At 55.1% G+C, this 18,723-nt stretch carries 16 protein-coding genes and 5 tRNA genes; 6 read left to right on the forward strand and 15 right to left on the reverse strand.

Annotation, left to right across the window (positions count from 1 at the left end; all coding sequences use genetic code 11):
* The 5 genes from ACOTX2_RS19300 to ACOTX2_RS19320 form a co-directional block, all read right to left on the reverse strand.
* Positions 1–144: GTP-binding protein (locus ACOTX2_RS19300; RefSeq protein WP_072112497.1), on the reverse strand; the 144-nt coding region annotated here is incomplete at its 3' end.
* A gap of 118 nt (positions 145–262) precedes the next feature.
* Positions 263–338 (reverse strand) — tRNA-Thr (locus ACOTX2_RS19305).
* 6 nt (positions 339–344) lie between these two features.
* Positions 345–419 (reverse strand) — tRNA-Gly (locus ACOTX2_RS19310).
* 116 nt (positions 420–535) lie between these two features.
* Positions 536–620 (reverse strand) — tRNA-Tyr (locus tag ACOTX2_RS19315).
* An 8-nt stretch (positions 621–628) separates the two neighbouring features.
* A tRNA-Thr gene (locus tag ACOTX2_RS19320) sits at positions 629–704 on the reverse strand.
* A gap of 317 nt (positions 705–1,021) precedes the next feature.
* Here ACOTX2_RS19320 and coaA point away from each other — a divergent pair.
* Positions 1,022–1,972: a type I pantothenate kinase gene (coaA, locus tag ACOTX2_RS19325; RefSeq protein ID WP_032622068.1), complete on the forward strand. Its 951-nt coding sequence runs from the start codon at positions 1,022–1,024 to the stop codon at positions 1,970–1,972.
* A gap of 43 nt (positions 1,973–2,015) precedes the next feature.
* On the opposite strand, the gene dppF is transcribed toward coaA, so the two are convergent.
* From dppF to ACOTX2_RS19370, 9 genes are all read right to left on the reverse strand, one after another.
* Positions 2,016–3,014, reverse strand: a complete 999-nt coding sequence (gene dppF / locus ACOTX2_RS19330) for a dipeptide ABC transporter ATP-binding subunit DppF (protein ID WP_022646698.1) — start codon at positions 3,012–3,014, stop codon at positions 2,016–2,018.
* Positions 3,011–3,994, reverse strand: coding sequence for a dipeptide ABC transporter ATP-binding protein (gene dppD, locus ACOTX2_RS19335; RefSeq protein WP_010426220.1), 984 nt, complete (start codon positions 3,992–3,994; stop codon positions 3,011–3,013). The genes dppF and dppD overlap by 4 nt, the downstream gene beginning before the upstream one ends.
* A gap of 10 nt (positions 3,995–4,004) precedes the next feature.
* Positions 4,005–4,907, reverse strand: coding sequence for a dipeptide ABC transporter permease DppC (gene dppC / locus ACOTX2_RS19340; protein WP_022646697.1), 903 nt, complete (start codon positions 4,905–4,907; stop codon positions 4,005–4,007).
* Positions 4,908–4,916: 9 nt separating this feature from the next.
* Positions 4,917–5,936, reverse strand: coding sequence for a dipeptide ABC transporter permease DppB (dppB, locus tag ACOTX2_RS19345; RefSeq protein ID WP_022646696.1), 1,020 nt, complete (start codon positions 5,934–5,936; stop codon positions 4,917–4,919).
* Positions 5,937–6,097: 161 nt separating this feature from the next.
* Positions 6,098–7,705 (reverse strand): dipeptide ABC transporter periplasmic-binding protein DppA, encoded by a 1,608-nt coding sequence (gene dppA / locus ACOTX2_RS19350; protein WP_022646695.1) that lies wholly within the window; start codon positions 7,703–7,705, stop codon positions 6,098–6,100.
* A 621-nt stretch (positions 7,706–8,326) separates the two neighbouring features.
* Positions 8,327–8,403 (reverse strand) — tRNA-Pro (locus ACOTX2_RS19355).
* A 91-nt stretch (positions 8,404–8,494) separates the two neighbouring features.
* On the reverse strand, positions 8,495–10,189 hold the full coding sequence (eptB, locus tag ACOTX2_RS19360) for a kdo(2)-lipid A phosphoethanolamine 7''-transferase (protein ID WP_022646694.1): 1,695 nt from the start codon (positions 10,187–10,189) through the stop codon (positions 8,495–8,497).
* Positions 10,190–10,428: 239 nt separating this feature from the next.
* Positions 10,429–11,631: an L-lactate MFS transporter gene (locus ACOTX2_RS19365; RefSeq protein ID WP_023299065.1), complete on the reverse strand. Its 1,203-nt coding sequence runs from the start codon at positions 11,629–11,631 to the stop codon at positions 10,429–10,431.
* 236 nt (positions 11,632–11,867) lie between these two features.
* Positions 11,868–12,410: a lipase gene (locus ACOTX2_RS19370; protein WP_023299064.1), complete on the reverse strand. Its 543-nt coding sequence runs from the start codon at positions 12,408–12,410 to the stop codon at positions 11,868–11,870.
* A 160-nt stretch (positions 12,411–12,570) separates the two neighbouring features.
* Here ACOTX2_RS19370 and tag point away from each other — a divergent pair, with 160 nt between their 5' ends.
* Entirely contained in the window at positions 12,571–13,152 is a 582-nt protein-coding gene (tag, locus tag ACOTX2_RS19375; RefSeq protein WP_022646691.1) for a DNA-3-methyladenine glycosylase I, read from the forward strand.
* The gene (locus ACOTX2_RS19380) at positions 13,130–13,570 is read left to right on the forward strand and encodes an N-acetyltransferase (protein ID WP_022646690.1); all 441 of its coding nucleotides are present in this window, start codon (positions 13,130–13,132) and stop codon (positions 13,568–13,570) included. Before tag ends, ACOTX2_RS19380 begins: the two co-directional genes overlap by 23 nt.
* Here the strand turns inward: ACOTX2_RS19380 and ACOTX2_RS19385 are convergent.
* The gene (locus ACOTX2_RS19385) at positions 13,539–15,908 is read right to left on the reverse strand and encodes a molybdopterin guanine dinucleotide-containing S/N-oxide reductase (protein WP_063148236.1); all 2,370 of its coding nucleotides are present in this window, start codon (positions 15,906–15,908) and stop codon (positions 13,539–13,541) included. The genes ACOTX2_RS19380 and ACOTX2_RS19385 overlap by 32 nt on opposite strands.
* 122 nt (positions 15,909–16,030) lie before the next feature.
* Between ACOTX2_RS19385 and ACOTX2_RS19390 the strand changes: the two genes are divergently transcribed.
* From ACOTX2_RS19390 to ACOTX2_RS19400, 3 genes are all read left to right on the forward strand, one after another.
* Entirely contained in the window at positions 16,031–16,693 is a 663-nt protein-coding gene (locus ACOTX2_RS19390) for an OmpA family lipoprotein (protein WP_022646688.1), read from the forward strand.
* Between the two features lie 158 nt (positions 16,694–16,851).
* Positions 16,852–17,868: a LacI family DNA-binding transcriptional regulator gene (locus tag ACOTX2_RS19395; protein WP_023305241.1), complete on the forward strand. Its 1,017-nt coding sequence runs from the start codon at positions 16,852–16,854 to the stop codon at positions 17,866–17,868.
* A 102-nt stretch (positions 17,869–17,970) separates the two neighbouring features.
* Positions 17,971–18,720, forward strand: coding sequence for a sugar phosphate isomerase/epimerase family protein (locus tag ACOTX2_RS19400; protein WP_063148235.1), 750 nt, complete (start codon positions 17,971–17,973; stop codon positions 18,718–18,720).
* The last annotated feature ends 3 nt before the right edge of the window (positions 18,721–18,723 follow it).

The raw sequence follows: 18,723 nt of genomic DNA on the forward strand, positions 1-18,723 counted from the left end.
ATCGAAAGCACGAGCAGCACCGCCGTAGGTTTTAGCCAGTACGGTAGTGATTGCAGCGGTCAGCGTTGTTTTACCATGGTCAACGTGGCCGATAGTACCGACGTTAACGTGCGGTTTTGTACGTTCAAACTTTTCTTTAGACATCGATTGTCCCTCTAAGACACGGATAAATCGGTGATATCACCACATCAACCAGGCGAAAATGCCTGAACTGTTGAATACATTTACATTGAAACAGAGAGAAAGGGAGGGAGAAGTGAAGTGGTGCTGATACCCAGAGTCGAACTGGGGACCTCACCCTTACCAAGGGTGCGCTCTACCAACTGAGCCATATCAGCACGTATTGGAGCGGGCAGCGGGAATCGAACCCGCATCATCAGCTTGGAAGGCTGAGGTAATAGCCATTATACGATGCCCGCATCCTGAAACTCGGCTACCCAGTTCTTTCTGTAACAAAAAAAGAGATTTCTCTCTTTTCTGTTCGAGCTGGTCAATTTTTCCAACCAGCTCCGGCGGCGTTGACGCTGCCAGAAAGTGGTGGTGGGGGAAGGATTCGAACCTTCGAAGTCTGTGACGGCAGATTTACAGTCTGCTCCCTTTGGCCGCTCGGGAACCCCACCGGACTTGATGGTGCCGACTACCGGAATCGAACTGGTGACCTACTGATTACAAGTCAGTTGCTCTACCTACTGAGCTAAGTCGGCATCAAGTAGCGCGCATTCTATGGAGACCTGCGCAGTCATGCAACTAAAAAATTGCATAAAACGTTCTTTCGCTCACATTTTATTCGAAACCAGGGCTAACCGCTGTAAATTCATCCGCTCGTGATTAAAAATCCAACATGAACGCCTGATTTCGGCACGCTATAGCCCCGGGTGATGCCTGCCCGGTTAAGCATCGCTTTCCCATATTTTTTCTTATTATTCCTCTCATCTGGTGTTAACCTCCTGCCCATTGTCCAAAATTAACTATGTGATGAGCCCGCACCCGCCGTTTCGTGATGGTTCACAGAAGCATGCTTATGAGCAAAAAAGAGCAAACGTTAATGACGCCCTATCTTCAGTTTAACCGTAGCCAGTGGGCAGCCCTGCGTGACTCCGTCCCTATGACACTGACGGAAGGTGAAATCGCACGGCTAAAAGGGATAAACGAAGATCTCTCCCTGGAAGAGGTGGCAGAAATCTATCTCCCCCTCTCTCGCTTGCTTAACTTTTATATCAGCTCCAACTTGCGTCGTCAGGCCGTACTGGAACAGTTCCTCGGCACGAACGGTCAACGTATTCCTTATATCATCAGTATTGCGGGCAGCGTGGCAGTGGGTAAAAGTACCACCGCGCGCGTGCTTCAGGCGCTGCTGAGCCGCTGGCCGGAACACCGCAGCGTGGAGCTGATCACCACCGACGGCTTCCTGCATCCCAATGAGGTGTTGAAAGAACGCGGCCTGATGAAGAAGAAGGGCTTCCCGCTCTCTTATGATATGCACCGCCTGGTAAAGTTTGTCTCTGATTTAAAATCGGGCGTGCCGAATGTTACCGCACCGGTCTACTCGCATCTGATCTACGACCGCATCCCGGATGGTGACAAAACGGTGGTGCAGCCCGACATCCTGATTCTGGAGGGCTTAAACGTACTGCAAAGCGGGATGGATTACCCTCACGATCCGCATCACGTGTTTGTCTCTGACTTTGTCGATTTCTCAATTTATGTGGATGCGCCTGAAGATCTGTTGCAACGCTGGTATATCAACCGCTTCCTGAAGTTCCGTGAAGGGGCGTTCACCGACCCGGATTCTTACTTCCACAACTACGCTCAGCTCTCTGAAGAAGAGGCTATCAACGTGGCGACCGGGCTGTGGAATGAGATCAACTACGTCAACCTCAAAGAGAACATCCTGCCGACGCGCGAACGTGCAAGCCTGATCCTCACCAAGAGTGAGAAACACGCCGTTGACCAGATTCGTTTACGGAAGTAGATCTCAGACGTAAAAAAAACCGGCTTATCGCCGGTTTTTTCCTTTATGCATGCGGCTTTTCGCCGTTTTCATCCTGATCGACCGCGAAGCAGGCCACCAGCTGTCCGCCATAATCTTTCAGTTGTGGCTGCAACTGCGTACACGGACCGAAGCGGCGACGGCAGCGGGCGTTGAACGCACATCCCGGCGGCGGGTTAAGCGGGCTTGGTAACTCGCCGGTCAGCTTAATGCGCTCACGGCGGTCATCCGGGTTCAGTCGCGGCGTCGCAGACAGTAGTGCCTGAGTATATGGATGACGCGGGTTATTAAAGATCTGATCTTTCGTCCCCTTCTCTACGCAGCGTCCCAGATACATCACCATCACCTCATCGGCAATGTGCTCAACCACAGACAGGTCATGGGAGATGAAAACGTACGACAGCCCAAGATCCTGCTGTAAATCCATCATCAGGTTCAGCACCTGCGCACGCACGGATACGTCGAGCGCCGAAACCGGTTCATCGGCAATCACCACGTCCGGGTCGAGCATCAGACCACGGGCGATGGCGATACGCTGACGTTGACCGCCAGAGAACATATGCGGATAGCGATCGTAATGCTCGGTTTTCAGGCCCACCTTCGCCATCATCGCCAGCGCTTTTTCACGACGCTGCTCTTTGCTCAGGTTGCTGTTGATCAGCAGCGGCTCTTCCAGAATCTGCCCCACTTTTTTTCGCGGGTTCAGCGAACCATACGGATTCTGGAACACAATCTGGATTTTCTGACGGCGCAGTTTCTGCGCCTGCGGATCGTGCTTGAGCAGATCCTGGCCCTGATAGTAAAGCTCGCCGCCAGTCGGAACTTCAATCATCGTTAACAGACGGCCCAGCGTGGACTTCCCACAGCCAGATTCCCCTACCACCGCCAGCGTTTTTCCGCGTTCGAGAGTAAAGGAGACACCATCCAGCGCTTTTACCAGGCGCTCAGGAGCAAAGAGGCCCTTCTTCACCGGGTAATGTTTTTTCAGGTCGATGGCCTGCAACAGCATTTGTTGCGTACTCATAGTGTTGGCCTCCCGGCATCATCGAGTGGGTAGTGGCATTTCGACTGACGTCCGTCAGCTAACAGGTTCAGCTCCGGCTCGTCGACGCGGCATTTATCCGTCGCATACGGGCAGCGCGGGTTAAGCAGACAGCCCTGAGGACGGTCATATTTACCCGGTACCACCCCCGGCAGCGAGGCCAGACGCGCTTTATCCTGCGCGAACTCCGGCAGCGCGCGCAGCAGCGCCTGCGTATAGGGATGACGCGGGGCCCGGAAGATATCGTGTGAACTCCCGGTCTCCACCACCTGGCCTGCATACATCACAATGATTTTGTGTGCCGCTTCAGCCACCAGCGCCAGATCGTGCGTAATCAGCACCAGCGCCATATTCTCTTTCTGCTGCAACTCCAGCAGTAGCTCAATAATTTGCGCCTGAATGGTCACGTCCAGCGCGGTTGTCGGTTCATCGGCAATCAGCAGTTTTGGACGACAGGCAATGGCCATCGCGATCATTACACGCTGACTCATCCCACCGGACAACTGGTGCGGATAAACGTCCAGACGCGATGCCGGATCGGGTATACCCACCTGCGTTAGCAGATCGATAGCGCGCTGGCGACGGGTTTGCTTGTTACCGCCCTGGTGCACCTTAATGGCTTCCATAATCTGGAAACCCACGGTGTAACACGGGTTCAGACTGGTCATCGGGTCCTGGAAGATCATCGCCACTTCCGCTCCCACCAGCTGGCGGCGCTGTTTTTCGGAAATGCGCTGCAGATCCTGACCATTGAACTCCAGGCTTTCCGCCATTACGCGGCCGGGATAATCAATCAGCCCCATGATTGCCAGTGAACTCACTGACTTACCGGAACCGGACTCCCCAACGATACCAACCACTTCGCCCTGATTTACGCTATAGCTGATGCGGTCCACAGCACGAAACGGTGTGCCTTCATCGCCGAAGTGCACCGATAATTTATCTACATTTAATAACGCCATCTCGTGCCTCTTACTGCTTCAGTTTGGGATCAAGTGCATCACGCAGACCATCACCCATCAGGTTAAATGCCAGCACCGTCAGCAGAATCGCCAGACCCGGGAAGGTGACGACCCACCAGGCGCTTTGCGCGAACTGCAACACGTCGGAGAGCATGGTGCCCCATTCCGGTGTTGGCGGCTGCGCACCCATGCCAAGGAAGCCAAGAGCGGCCATATCGAGAATGGCGTTAGAAAAACCGAGCGACGCCTGAACAATCAGCGGTGCAAGGCAGTTAGGAAGAATATTGACGAACATCTGGCGCATCGCCCCCGCACCCGCCACTCGAGATGCCGTTACATAATCGCGGTTCACCTCGACCAGCACGGCCGCACGGGTTAATCGGACATAGTGAGGAAGCGCAACGAACGTTAGCGCGAGCGCGGCATTGCCTATCGAAGGACCAAAGACCGCGACCAGCACCAGGGCCAGCAGAAGGCTTGGCAATGCCAGCATGATATCGACGATACGCATGATGACGTTATCAACGATGCCGCCGAAGTAGCCCGCCACCAGACCAAGCACAACGCCCATGATCAGCGACAACACCACCACGAGACAGCCAACCAGCAGAGAGAGGCGCGCGCCGTACATCAGACGAGACAGCACATCGCGGCCAACGTCATCAGTACCGAGCAGGTGCGTCAGGCTACCACCTTCCTGCCAGGCCGGTGGCGCGAGCAGCGCATCACGGAACTGGTCTGCGGGGTTATACGGCGCAAGGAAGTTCGCAAACACCGCAATCAGGATCATGATGGAAACATATACCAGCCCGACGACCGCGCCTTTGTTGCGCTTGAAGTAGTGCCAGAATTCCTGCATCGGCGTCATTGGCACCGGTGCGGTAACCGCTTTATTTTGAGTAACTTGTGACATGATGGCCCCTTACTTCTTATGACGAATACGCGGGTTCACCACGCCGTACAGCAAATCGACCAGCAGGTTGACGAGGATAATCATCGTCGCGACCAGCAATACACCGCCCTGCACAACCGGATAATCACGGCGTTGCAGCGCATCAATCAACCAGCGTCCAAGGCCTGGCCAGGAGAAGATGGTTTCGGTCAGGATCGCCCCGGCCAGCAGCGTACCGACCTGCAAACCGATAACGGTCACCACCGGCAGCATGGCGTTACGCAGGGCATGAATGATGATGACGCGCATACGGGTCAGACCTTTAGCGCGGGCAGTACGAATATAATCTTCGCCCAGCACTTCCAGCATGGAGGAACGAGTCATACGCACGATCACCGCAAGTGGGATAGTGCCCAGCACCATTGCAGGCAGGATCATGTGCGCAACCGCATCAATGAAGTTGCCCTCTTCGCCCCAGATCGCCGTATCAATCAGCATAAAGCCGGTTAACGGGTTGGTGTCGTCAAGGAAAACCATATCGCTGACACGTCCGGAGACCGGCGTCAGGTTCCACTGCACCGAGACCAGCATGATCAGCATCATGCCCCACCAGAAGATAGGCATGGAGTAGCCGGTCAGTGCCAGGCCAACGGCGGTGTGGTCGAAAATAGAGCCACGCTTAACGGCAGCCAGCACGCCGACGGGAATCCCCACCGCGGTCGCGAAGATCATGGCGCAGATGCCGAGTTCCAGCGTCGCCTGGAAACGCGGCACGAACTCGTCCCACACCGGAAGACGGCTTTTCAGTGAAATCCCTAAATCGCCGTGTAATACGCCCCAGATGTAGTGGAGGTACTGCTGCCACATCGGCTTATCAAGGCCGAGTTCAGCCAGCAGTTGCGCATGACGTTCAGGGGAGATACCACGCTCGCCCGCCATAATCATCACCGGATCACCCGGGATCATATGGACGAAGGCAAAAGTGAGAAGGGTGATACCGATAAACGTCGGGATAACCAGTCCCAGACGTCGGAGGATGAACTGCAACATAACCCGGATTCTCTCTGATGACGCACGCTCAGTAGCGTGACGTCTGTATTGCTCACAAATGTAAATTCCCTCTCCCTTCGGGAGAGGGTTAGGGTGAGGGGATGCATGCACGCCCCTCACCCCTGCCCTCTCCCACAGGGAGAGGGAGAACACCCTACTTATTATTCAACAGACACGTTTTCGAAGTGGTGTTTGCCCAGTGGATCGACCACGTAGCCCTTCACTTCTTTACGCACTGGCTCGTACACGGTGGAGTGAGCAACAATCAGCGCCGGAGCCTGATCGTGCATGACAACCTGCGCTTGCTTGTACAGTTCGATACGTTTGTTGTGATCATCGGTCGCACGCGCCGGCTGGATCAGGTCTTCAAACGGCTTGTAGCACCAGCGAGAGTAGTTGGAACCGTCTTTCGCTGCCGCACAGCTGAACAGGGTCGCGAAGAAGTTGTCCGGATCCCCGTTGTCGCCGGTCCAGCCCATCATGACCGCCTGGTGTTCGCCCGCTTTGGCGCGTTTCAGGTACTCGCCCCACTCGTAGGTCACAATTTTGGCCTGTACGCCAATCTTCGCCCAGTCAGCCTGAACCATTTCCGCCATACGACGTGCGTTCGGGTTGTAAGGACGCTGTACCGGCATCGCCCACAGCTCAACGGTGAAACCTTTATCCTGGCCCGCTTCTTTCAGCAGCGCTTTCGCTTTCTCAGGATCGTAGGTGTAGTCCTTAATGTCGTCGTTATAGCCCCACATGGTTGGTGGGATCAGGTTCTTGGCCGCAACGCCAGCGCCCTGGTAAACGGCTTTGATGATCGCTTCTTTGTTCACCGCGTAGGTCAGCGCCTGACGCACTTTCACGTCATCGAACGGTTTCTTCTCGGTGTTGAAGGAGAGATAACCCACGTTCAGGCCCGCCTGCTCCATCAGGTTGATATTTTTGTCCTGCTTCATGCGCGCAATGTCAGCCGGGTTTGGATACGGCATCACCTGACATTCGTTTTTCTGCAATTTTGCGTAACGCACGGATGCGTCAGGCGTGATGGAGAAGACCAGACGGTCGATCTGCGGCTTGGTGCCCCAGTAGCCCGGGAAGGCTTTATACAGAATACGGGAATCTTTCTGGTACTGAAGTAGCTGGAACGGGCCGGTACCGATTGGGTTCAGGTCCACTTTTTCCGGCGTGCCGGCTTTCAGCATGTTGTCCGCGTACTCTTTAGAGAGAATAGAGGCGAAGTCCATCGCCAGGTCAGCGAGGAATGGCGCTTCCGGACGCGTCAGCACGAACTGAACGGTTTTATCGTCCACTTTTTTCACTTCAGCAATCAGGTCTGGCAGACCCATCCCTTCGAAGTATTCATAGCTGCCGCCAGACACTTTATGGTACGGGTTCTGGGCATTTTTTTGACGGTCGAAGGAGAACACTACGTCGTCGGCGTTAAAGTCGCGCGTAGGTTTGAATTCTTTGCTGTCCTGCCACTTCACGCCCTGACGCAAGTGGAAGGTATAGGTTTTACCGTCTTCGCTGATATCCCACTTTTCAGCCAGGCCAGGAATCACTTCCGTGGTACCGGTTTTAAATTCAACCAGACGGTTATAGATCGGTACAGAGCTTGCGTCGTAAGTCGTACCAGAGGTAAAGAGCTGTGGGTTAAAGCCTTCCGGAGAGCCTTCAGAACAGTAAACCAGGGTTTTTGCCTGTACGCTTGCTGCGACGGTCATGGCCACCAGGCTCAGACCAAGCTTCAGCATCCCTGACTTCTTCAAGGAAATACTCATTATTGTGCTCCAATGTGATGTTTTGCTTTGTTGTGTTACGCCGCCTGACCTTTATTTATTTTTTACCCGGTCCGGTCGGTGATGCCCGAGGGCGTTAAAAGGGATAGAGAATCCTTTCAGAAGAGCGTTTGAGTTGCAGCGCAGATCCTCCCTGAAATGCCCCTCGTGCCCTACAATCTGTCAACAGAATGTGAAAACGTCAATACAGGTGGCGGGGATTTACGTGGAGTGTGAGAAACCGCAAACAAAGATTAAAAAAACTCTGAATGCCAGTTTTCAGCAGAGAAATTTATGCTACTCGCCATGTTGCAGCACAAACCCCTCCCTATTTCGCAACACCCAGTGATTAAGTTTTATTCAGAATGGGTAAATTTTCTTACAGAATGGTGATTATCTGAGCACTAAATACCGCGAACGTTAAAACGCACAGCGAAAAATGCTGAGGTTATCCATAAGCAACGCGAAAAAAGATCAAACTATATATAAAAAAATACAATGGATTATGTCACAAAACCGCAAGCAGGCAGGGGGAAGCAGGGCTAAGGGGTATTTTGAGGACTCGGGTGGGGTAACGCGTTAATGCAAAAAGGGCTAACCTTGCGGTTAGCCCTTTTTAGAATGTGGTCGGCGAGAGAGGATTCGAACCTCCGACCCACTGGTCCCAAACCAGTTGCGCTACCAAGCTGCGCTACTCGCCGAATGCGGAGCGCATCTTACTGCTGAGGTGCGCCCTCGTCAATCCCTTATTTTCAAAAAGCCATTCAACTGGCGATATTCTCGCCAGACCAGCTACTGCGCGGCTTTTGTGGTGTTATCAGGGAGTTTACACCAGTTGTTGTTTTCGTTAATCCCACCGTTCGGTGAGGTATAGCCGAGACAGCCCATAATAGTGTCGTACAGCTCAACGTGACGGCGCGGTACCTTAATCTCTGCCTGCTGTTTCAGGTGGGCAAACATTTTAGCTTTGTCCGGGTTTTCCAGATACTTGTCCGACATCCACATGATCATCGGCACGCGGAACTGCTCTGGTGGCGCCAGCTTACGCGGCGTACCGTGTAAATGCTCTTTCTCGTTGATGGACTCGCCGTGGTCGGCCGCGTAGATCACAATCGCTTTCTTATCGCGAAGCTGGTCAATCACCCGGCTGAGGAAGGTATCCACATACAGAATCGAGTTATCATAGGCATTGATCAACTCCTGCTTGCTACAGTTCTTGTTAATGCCGACGCACTCAGGCGTCCATTTGGCGAAATCGCGCGTGTAACGCTGATAGTAGCTGTAGTGTGACCCTTTGGTATGCAGAACAATAAGGTGCTTACCCTGCGGATGGTTTTTCAGCGACTGTTCCATTTCAGAGAGCAGCAGCATGTCATCAACGTTCTTTCCGCGGTTACGCGGCTCGGCGCCAATCTGCTCGCGGTAGGCGATGTTATCCGCCATGGTGTTGGTGTAGAACCACATCTCACTTTGCATGGCGAACAGATCGGAGCTAAATCCAAGCTGCTTCAGAACAGCAAATACGTTTTGCTCTTTGAGAGTGCGCTGAGGGTTATCACTCGCACCGCCCTCGCGAACAAACATACAGCGCAACGAGAGCTTCGTGGCGGTATCGCAGGAGTAGCCGCGGTATGCCACCAGATTCTTTTCCTGCGCCAGTTTCGGGGTGGTATCGCGGTCATAACCGAGAATACCCATATGATCCCAGCGCGTCGTTTCGCCGATAACGAAGACCACGTAAGTATCATCCAGCCCGTCAGCCGGAGCCTGGTAGGTGAACTTTTTGGTTGGGTTAATCAGCGATTTCACATCGCTGGATTCGTCCGCCTGAGCCCAGGCATAAAGACCTAACGCCGACAGCCAGTTAGACGGCAGGTACGAGTTAGCCACCACGCCGCCGTAGCTTGGCATATCCACGCCTGTCGCTTTTTCGATCCGTTTTTGCTGCTTTTCCATCAGGCGAATAGGCGCCCATACCAGCAGACCCGCCAGAAGAACGACGGCGACGTTGCGGATGCGCTGTCCCCGGGTACGCAACTGGCGTAACAGGGTGTAGCGACAGGTGTTACTCCAGATAAAGAAGAGCGGGATCAGGCAGGTCAGAATCGTCCACAGGATGAACCCTTGGCCCACCACCTCTTTCGAGAGGTCGATGTCCGTGGTCATCACCGAGGCCACAATACCGTAGCCAATGACCACGTTCATGAATGTCATGTAATAGCTTGCGGCGGCGGAGATAATCACCACCAGCGAGGCCAGAATTTGCCATGTACGACGGCCAAAGAGAGAGAGCAGGCGTAACAGGAAGAAGGTCGCCAGAATTGAGCCAAACACTTCAATCGCGGCAAAAATTCCATTTCTTACAGTGAGGTGTTCGAAATAACCTTCCACTCGTCTGAACAGCACCGCGCCATTCAGAAACAAACCGATATAGACAGCCAGCATCAGACACAATCTTTGCTGGGTAAGAGACCTAATATATTTCATGCAAACAACCCTGGGGGAAGGGGTATAAAAACCCGCCGAATCTCAGTGAGAAAGCTGACAGAGTAAGTAGATGCGAGAGAAACCGTTATCAGAAACGTCTACAAGCGCGATAAGTAGACCACAGCAGGGAAGAAAAGTGGCAGCAGAGAATGTGAATCGATGAAGATTTTTACAAAATAGCAAGTCCGGAAGCGATTTAGAAATAAATAAAAGAGGCCCTGCGGCCTCTTTTCATCGCATCATACATGCGCTTCTTTATACAGTTCGCGCTGCGGCTGACGGATCGTGGTGGACAGCGCCAGCGAAATAATCAGCAAAGCGAATATCACGCAGAAGGTCACGTAGAAGCCGCCAAACAGCGAGGCAATCAGTGAACCGCAAATACTGCCGATACCGAAGCCGAGATAAATGACGCCGTAGTTTTTCGCCAGGTTGTTCAGGCCGAAGAACTCGCTCACCAGTGACGGGAAGACGGTAATAGTGCCGCCAAAGTTAAAGGCTACGCAGGCAATTGCTGCAAAGAATGTCGCCTCGTTCAGCGGAGCGAACAGCAGTGCTGCCATACCCACCAGGGAGATGACCTGCCCCAGCGTAATCACACGGATACGGGCGATTTTGTCAGACAGGATACCCAGTACCAGACGACCCGAGAGGTTAGCGATGGAGATGACCGTTACCGCGTTTGCCGCCGTCGCCGCGTCCAGTTTTACCATCCCCTGCGCGATATCTTTCGCCACACCGATGACATACAGACCGCTCATGCAGGCCGTCAGGAACATCACCGCCAGCATCCAGTACTGCGGCTTACGCATGGACTGAGCGAGGGTGAAATCGTTCTCCACCACGCCGTTAACGGTTTTCACTTCCTGCTGTGGCGCATCTTTCATCAGCGTGGCGCCGAAGAGGATCATTACCAGCACAATCACGCCCCAGATCATAAAGGTTTTCTCAAGCCCCACCGAGGCCAGCAGATGGGAGTCAATGAATTTGAACCCCAGGCTGCCCAGGCCATATGAACCAATGGCAAACGCGGAAATAAGCCCTTTACGCTCCGGGAACCACTTCACGCAGTTAGACAGCGTCAGCAGATAACCTGCGCCGTCCGCCAGACCCACCAGCACCCCGGCGCTTAGCCACAGCATCATCAGGTTGTTTGAATGTGCCGTCAGGAAGAAGCCCACGCCCAGCAGGATCCCGGAGGCCATGGTTACGCGCTTCACGCCGAAGCGCTCCTGAAGTTTGCCCGCCACGGAAGAGGAAATCGCTAATCCAAGGCTCAGCAAGCCGAAGGAGAATGCCACCTGGCTTATCGGTGCGCCGAGCTTATCGGACAGGGCGCTGTTAAACAGGCTCCAGGTATAGACCGAGCCCAGTGCGAACTGGGTAACGATGGTGCCGAAAAGCGTCAGCCAACGCGTGCGGTTATAAGTTGATGTGTTCATGGCAGTGTCCTGCAAGAGAAATTAAGGAAGTTCGCTGAGGACACGATAAACAAAACCCCAAAACGCCAGGGGTAAAACGGCATGAAATGCAGGAGATACGGAATGAAATGCCTGGAAGCGGGAATGAATGACCTTGCCGGAAAAGAAAACGCTTAAAGGTGAGTGACCACTATCACCACAGCCCGCGCCGTTATTGTATTAAATATGTTACCGCAGCGTTTAAAAAAGTAACAATTCTAAAATTTGGCGCTTAAGCCCAGGGTGTACAAATATTCTTCCTCCGACTGCTGGTTGTAGCTGATCTTCGCCCAGGGATGTAAATCACCATACTGCGTATCAACGCGCCACCCCAACGAGTTCACGCTGGCATGCCAGAGGGGATCGGTAAGCGGCTGCGTGGTAGTTACCTCACCAAATGCATTCACCGTTGCAGGGGGAGCGCCATCAGTGCGCCACGCCATGACGGGGCCGGTGGTAAAATGTCCCGCCACGGGAAAATTCCAGCCAACGCTCAGAACGGTTTCCGCATCTGAACCGGATGGGTCGTTCAGGGCAAAGCCCGCAGCATTCTGCGAATGGTTGATACGCTCCGCGAGAATATCTTCATAACGAGGTTGGTGATCGGCGTCCCATGTATAGCGTTCCGTCGTATTACTTTGTGCATCTGAAACGATATATTCCTGTTGCCACGCAAAAGCGGTGTTACATATAAGCAGGCAGGCTGAGACACCCACCAGGCCAGAAGCAGCATGGCGACCACTGATTTTTTTTAACATCATCAAAGCGACTCCAGAAAGAGCCGAGTTCGGCGATATATGTCATTGTTCGAAGAGGTATTAGGGCGTATAGCCCTGTATTAACTATTGTCTCTTTAGCAAACACGTCAAGCCGGGCAGATTGAAATTTTTGCGTTTACCGTATCAGGAAGGGAGATGACCTATGCAACGTTGCGGCTGGGTAAGCCAGGATCAGCTTTATATCGATTATCACGACAAGGAATGGGGCGTGCCGGAAACCGACGGTAAAAAACTGTTTGAAATGATTTGCCTTGAAGGCCAGCAGGCCGGGCTGTCGTGGATCACCGTTCTGAAAAAGCGTGAGAACTATCGCAAGGCCTTCCACCATTTCGATCCGGTTGCGGTGGCCGCCATGACCGACGAAGACGTGGAAAGGCTGGTTCTGGATACCGGTATCATCCGCCATCGCGGTAAAATTCAGGCCATTATTGGTAACGCGCGTGCTTATCTGGCGATGGAGCAAAACGGCGAACCCTTCTCAGCTTTTGTCTGGTCGTTTGTGGATAACGAGCCGAAGGTGACGCAGGCCGCCACGCTTGCAGAGATCCCAACGTCGACCCCCGCCTCAGATGCCCTGTCAAAAGCACTGAAAAAACGCGGCTTTAAGTTTGTGGGCACCACCATCTGTTACTCCTTTATGCAGGCCTGCGGGCTGGTCAATGACCACATTAAGGGCTGCTTCTGCCACCCGGAGGGCCACCATGATCCGCAAATGGCAAAGTGAGGATACCGCTCCGCTTTTGAGTCTGTGGCTGGAGAGCACCACCGAGGCGCATCCGTTTATCGACGCAAGTTACTGGCAAGCGAATGAAGCGGTAGTGCGGGATGATTACCTTCCCGCCGCCGAGACCTGGGTCTGGGAGGAAAACGGTACCCTGTGCGGTTTTATCAGCGTCATGCAGTTCCAGTTCGTGGGGGCGTTGTTTGTCGCCCCGGCGTTCATCGGAAGGGGGATCGGGCGTGCGCTGCTGAACTATGTTCAGCAGCACTACCCGTATTTAACCCTGGAGGTGTATCAGAAAAACGTGCGGGCGGTGAATTTCTATCATGCTCAGGGTTTTCGCATCGAAGACAGCGCCTGGCAGGATGATACCCAACACCCGACGTGGATCATGAGCTGGCAGGCGGATCAAATGCCGTAAGGGGAAGCGCCGGCCCCTCATATTTCTCCACCCATGCCAGCGCCGTATTCCCCGCACAGCCATTCCCCAGCTTCGAGCTGGGGAGATCTTTGGTCAGCACGTTTACGGCGCCGTTCTTACAAATACCGCCCTCGTCCAGCGCCAGATCCGGCCATGCTCCCTGATGAATGCAGAACACGCCTGGGCGGATCCCGTCACTCACCACGGCGCCAGCCAGCACCTGCCCGCGTGCGTTCCAGACGCGAACGAGATCGCCGTCGTTAATCCCCCGCGCCTTTGCATCGTCGCTATTCAGCGCGATCGGCTCACGACCCGCCACCGCATACTGCTCGCGCAGAGCCGAATAGTTGAGCTGGCTGTGCAGACGATGGGCAGGATGGGCAGACAGCAGCTGAAGCTGCCCCGGCTGCGCATTGCCATGCCATTCGTCCGGCTCCAGCCACGCCGGGTGCGGCGGGCAGTCCGCGTAGCCAAAGCTGGCGATGCGCTCGCTGTGGATCACAATCTTCCCGCTTTCGGTTTTTAACGGGTTATTCTCCGGATCGCGACGGAAGTCAGCAAAGCGCACAAACCGCGCGTTCTGCTCGCTTTCCGGCATTTCGAAGAGTTGATTCGCCTCCCAGAATTCAGCAAATGGCGGCAGCGTCACGCCCTGCGCAGCCCCGCGCTGGCTTGCAATCTGGTAAAACGTTTCCAGCCATTGCAGATCCGTTTTGCCCTCGGTGAAACGCTCCCGTCCGCCCGCTTCCCATAATTCACTCAGGTCAGCAAAGACGTCATAATCATCCCGCGCTTCATCCCGGGGAGCCACGACGCGCTTCATCGGTACCATATGCTGGTTGCTGTAATCCCCCGTCATGGTGAGATCGTTACGCTCGAACGAGGTCGTGGCGGGCAAAACGATATCGGCATGTTTCGCTGACGCGGTCCAGAAGCACTCCGAGATCACCACCAGCTCCGGTTTCTGCCAGGCGCGGATCAGGCGGTTGGTATCCTGGTGATGGGTGAAGTTGGCCCCACCCGCCCACCAGACAAACTTAATATCCGGGAAATGGCGATCCTGACCGTTGTGCTGATAAAACCCGCCGGGGTTCTCCAGAGCTTCAACAATGCGTGCCACCGGAATTTTATCCACAGCGTCCACGCCCCCCTGCACCGAGCCCTGCATGGACGCCAGCACCGCCGCTTTACGCGTCGGGTTGCCGCCGTTGGCAAAGTGATAGGAAAGGCCAAAACCGCCGCCGGGTGTGCCAATCTGCCCAAGCATCGCGGCGAGCGTCACCAGCATCCAGTGCTTCTGCTCGCCAAACTGCTGGCGCTGCATCCCCCATCCGGACATGAGCATCGTGACATTGCTATGGAATAACGCTGCCAGTTCGCGGATTTTAGCGGCATCAACGCCGCAAATCGCCGCAGCCCACTCTGCGGTTTTGGCGATACCGTCGGTTTTGCCCGTCAGATAGTCGGCAAATTTATCGAACCCCGTTGTGCAGCGCGTCAGAAATTCCGTGTCGTGCCAGCCCTTCTCCACCAGGGTGTGGGCGATACCCAGCATCATCGCCACGTCGGTGCCCATATGCGGCGCGATCCAGTCGGCGCTGTCGCCGAAGAAATCAAGCGTTTCAGAACGCATCGGATCGATACAGATGATGCGCTTGCCGCTTTTGCGCAGCGCATCGAAGTAGGAAACGCCCTGCTCGTCGGACGCATTCCAGGCAATTTTAAGGGTATTGAGCGGGTTGGCGCTCCACAGCACCACCACCTCTGTATGCTCCAGCACCAGCGGCCAGCTGGTCTGCTGCTGATAAACCTCATTTCCGCCCACGACATACGGCATGATCGCCTGCGCCGCGCCGGTCGAGTAATCACCCAGATGGCCGGTATATCCTCCGGCCAGGCTCATATAGCGTTGCAGCAGGGTTGCGGCCTTATGCAGCACGCCGTTTGAGCGCCAGCCATAGGAGCCGGCAAAAATGGACGACGGGCCATAGCTGTCGCGGATGCGTTTATGCTGCGTATGGATCAGCGCCAGGGCATCGTCCCAGCTCACGCGCACGAACTCATCCTGCCCGCGAATACCTTGCGGTTTATCCGGTGACGCCAGAAAGCCTTTACGCACCATCGGCCAGCGTACGCGGGTTTCGCTATGTACCTGATCGCGAACGACGGTCTGTAAAGAGTTGAGATGGCGCGAAGGCAAAGCCCCGCGAGACGACAGCACGGTGTCGCCATCGGTTTCGACCAGCATCGGCCCCCAGTGGGCGGCGGTCAGAATGGTTTTTGTTGAGGTGCTCAAAGCGTGCGCTCCTGGTTGCGTGCAGGTATGACGGCCTTTCATTGAGGCAGTTTATCGTTTGTGACAAATTTCAGAGTTATACACTGAATTTTCTCCGTATTCGGACGTCATAATCCACTGCCACGTCCGTCGTGGCAAAGAATAAAAAGGATTAAGGAAATAAGATGAAAAAACGCGTACTCGTTATTGCCGCTCTGGTGAGCGGTGCACTGGCTGTTTCAGGCTGCACAACCAACCCTTACACCGGCGAACGCGAAGCGGGTAAATCCGGCATTGGCGCGGGTATTGGTTCCCTGGTGGGCGCTGGCGTTGGCGCACTCTCCTCCTCCAAGAAAGATCGCGGTAAAGGTGCGCTGATTGGCGCAGCGGCAGGCGCAGCCCTGGGCGGCGGCGTGGGTTATTACATGGATGTGCAGGAAGCAAAACTCCGTGACAAAATGAAAGGTACAGGCGTGAGCGTGACGCGCAGCGGTGACAACATCATCCTGAACATGCCAAACAACGTGACCTTTGACAGCAGCAGCGCGACGCTGAAACCCGCAGGCGCGAACACCCTGACCGGCGTGGCCGCGGTGCTGAAAGAGTACAACAAAACTGCCGTGAACGTGATTGGCTACACCGACAGTACCGGCAGCCAGGATCTGAACATGCGTCTGTCGCAGCAGCGTGCCGATTCCGTGGCCAGCTCGCTGATCACCCAGGGCGTAGAAGCGAACCGCATCCGCACCAGCGGCATGGGTCCGGCTAACCCGATCGCCAGCAACAGCACGGCGGAAGGCAAAGCGCAGAACCGCCGCGTTGAGATTACGTTGAGCCCTGTGCAGTAGGTAAAAGCAAAACGGCAACCCCGTTGCCGTTTTTAGTGTTTGCGCCCTCTCCCGTGGGAGAGGGCTGGGGTGAGGGCATCAGACCGCCACCTGGCAAATTGCTTGATTCGCCAGATTTTCCCGCTAAGGTATTCTCACTAAGTTCAGGAAAATCAGCGATGAGCAAACCAACCCGGGCCACCATCAGCGACGTGGCGAAAGCCGCCAAAACCGGTAAAACCAGCATTTCACGCTACCTCAACGGCGAGAAACACCTGCTTTCCGATGCGCTGCTGGCGCGAATTGAACAGGCCATTGCCGATCTCGACTACCGTCCCAGCCTGATGGCGCGCGGCCTCAAGCGGGGTCGTACCCGTCTGATTGGCCTCATCATCGCCGATATCACCAACCCTTACTCCGTTAACGTCCTCAGCGGCATTGAGGCGGCGTGCCGTGAGAAAGGCTTTACCCCGCTGGTCTGTAACACCAATAACGAAGTTGATCAGGAGTTGCACTACCTCGATCTGCTGCGCAGCTATCAGGTGGAAGGGATCGTGGTCAATGCCGTCGGGATGCGCGAAGAGGGACTGAATCGCCTGCAACAATCGTCGCTGCCGATGGTGCTTATTGACCGCAAAATCCCGGAATTTGCCTGCGATGTGGTCGGGCTGGATAACACCCAGGCGGCCACCACTGCCACCGAACATCTGATTGAACAGGGTTTCGAAGCCATTTTGTTCCTGAGCGAACCGCTGGGTATGGTTAACACCCGCCGCGACCGCCTGGCTGCATTTCGTGCCACGCTGGCGCGTTATCCCGGTGTGATCGCCGAAAATGCCGAAATCTCCCTCCATGAAGCCGGTCAGCTGGATAATACCCTGCGCCAGTTCCATACCCGCCATCGGGGTATGCGCAAAGCGGTGATCTCCGCGAACGGGGCGCTGACGCTTCAGGTTGCCCGCTCGCTTAAACGCATTGGCCTGCACTGGGGCAGCGACATCGGCTTACTCGGCTTTGATGAACTGGAGTGGGCTGAACTTGCTGGCGTAGGCATTACCACCCTCAAACAACCCACCTGGCAGATCGGCTATGCCGCGGTTGAACAAGTGGTTCGCCGCATTGAAGGCACCCGCGACGCCGTACGCGAGCAGGTTTTTTCTGGCGAGCTGATCGTTCGCGGCTCTACTGCCCGTTAATTTCCCCTTCGTGACAGCGATCATAAATTCAGCATCCCGATCTTTTCTTTGGAACCGGTTCCATCTAGCGTAATACTATCGATTACGCCCTGGAGTCAGGAAATGAGCAGGAAAATTATGGTGGTCACCGCCGCGTATGGCGCGGATCAGGTGCGACAAGCAGGCGGACAACGGGCGATGCTTCCCGTTATTGCCGGCGCAGGGGCTGATGGCGTTGAAATCCGCCGCGAGCTCTTCAGCAGCGACGAGTTAATGGCCCTGCCTGCGCTCCGCGAGTCCATTGAACTGCTGGGTTTACTGGCGTGCTACTCCGCCCCGGCCCCCCTGTTTATGCCCGATGGAACCCTCAACCCGGATCTTCCGCGCTACCTTAGCGAAGCCAGCACCCTGAACGCCCTGTGGCTTAAAGTCTCGCTGGGCCATTTCAGCGACAAACAACCGCTTGAAGCCCTGCGCGTACTGCTGGATGAAAGCGGCATGACGCTGGTGGTGGAAAACGACCAGACCGACTGCGGTCAGCTCGCTCCGATGCAGCGCTTCAAAGCCGCCTGCCGGGTAATGGCGCTGCCGGTCACGCTGACGTTCGATATGGGCAACTGGCTGTGGGTTGGCGACTCCCCGGAAGAGGCTGCACGTCAGTTGGCTCCCGCCGTGAGCTACATTCATGTGAAGGCCGCGGTCCCGCATAAGGCGCAATTCCGCGCCGTCGCGCCGGATCAGACCGATTCTCGCTGGCGGGATCTGCTTAATCAACTGCCTGCCGATGCGCCACGCGGTATCGAATTTCCGCTGGAAGGGACGGATCTCACCGCCGTCACCCGCCATTACGTCAACCTGCTGCGCGAGGAGTAAACC

Origin of the sequence: Enterobacter cloacae complex sp. IR5412, assembly GCF_049237385.1 — a bacterium.
Classification (GTDB): domain Bacteria; phylum Pseudomonadota; class Gammaproteobacteria; order Enterobacterales; family Enterobacteriaceae; genus Enterobacter; species Enterobacter intestinihominis.

What these genes read in the sequence shown, in the direction of transcription:
- coaA (WP_032622068.1), top strand. Translation starts at nt 1,022, where the DNA reads ATGAGCAAAAAAGAGCAAACGTTAATGACGCCCTATCTTCAGTTTAAC.
- dppF (WP_022646698.1), bottom strand. Translation starts at nt 3,014, where the DNA reads ATGAGTACGCAACAAATGCTGTTGCAGGCCATCGACCTGAAAAAACAT.
- dppD (WP_010426220.1), bottom strand. Translation starts at nt 3,994, where the DNA reads ATGGCGTTATTAAATGTAGATAAATTATCGGTGCACTTCGGCGATGAA.
- dppC (WP_022646697.1), bottom strand. Translation starts at nt 4,907, where the DNA reads ATGTCACAAGTTACTCAAAATAAAGCGGTTACCGCACCGGTGCCAATG.
- dppB (WP_022646696.1), bottom strand. Translation starts at nt 5,936, where the DNA reads ATGTTGCAGTTCATCCTCCGACGTCTGGGACTGGTTATCCCGACGTTT.
- dppA (WP_022646695.1), bottom strand. Translation starts at nt 7,705, where the DNA reads ATGAGTATTTCCTTGAAGAAGTCAGGGATGCTGAAGCTTGGTCTGAGC.
- eptB (WP_022646694.1), bottom strand. Translation starts at nt 10,189, where the DNA reads ATGAAATATATTAGGTCTCTTACCCAGCAAAGATTGTGTCTGATGCTG.
- ACOTX2_RS19365 (WP_023299065.1), bottom strand. Translation starts at nt 11,631, where the DNA reads ATGAACACATCAACTTATAACCGCACGCGTTGGCTGACGCTTTTCGGC.
- ACOTX2_RS19370 (WP_023299064.1), bottom strand. Translation starts at nt 12,410, where the DNA reads ATGATGTTAAAAAAAATCAGTGGTCGCCATGCTGCTTCTGGCCTGGTG.
- tag (WP_022646691.1), top strand. Translation starts at nt 12,571, where the DNA reads ATGCAACGTTGCGGCTGGGTAAGCCAGGATCAGCTTTATATCGATTAT.
- ACOTX2_RS19380 (WP_022646690.1), top strand. Translation starts at nt 13,130, where the DNA reads ATGATCCGCAAATGGCAAAGTGAGGATACCGCTCCGCTTTTGAGTCTG.
- ACOTX2_RS19385 (WP_063148236.1), bottom strand. Translation starts at nt 15,908, where the DNA reads ATGAAAGGCCGTCATACCTGCACGCAACCAGGAGCGCACGCTTTGAGC.
- ACOTX2_RS19390 (WP_022646688.1), top strand. Translation starts at nt 16,031, where the DNA reads ATGAAAAAACGCGTACTCGTTATTGCCGCTCTGGTGAGCGGTGCACTG.
- ACOTX2_RS19395 (WP_023305241.1), top strand. Translation starts at nt 16,852, where the DNA reads ATGAGCAAACCAACCCGGGCCACCATCAGCGACGTGGCGAAAGCCGCC.
- ACOTX2_RS19400 (WP_063148235.1), top strand. Translation starts at nt 17,971, where the DNA reads ATGAGCAGGAAAATTATGGTGGTCACCGCCGCGTATGGCGCGGATCAG.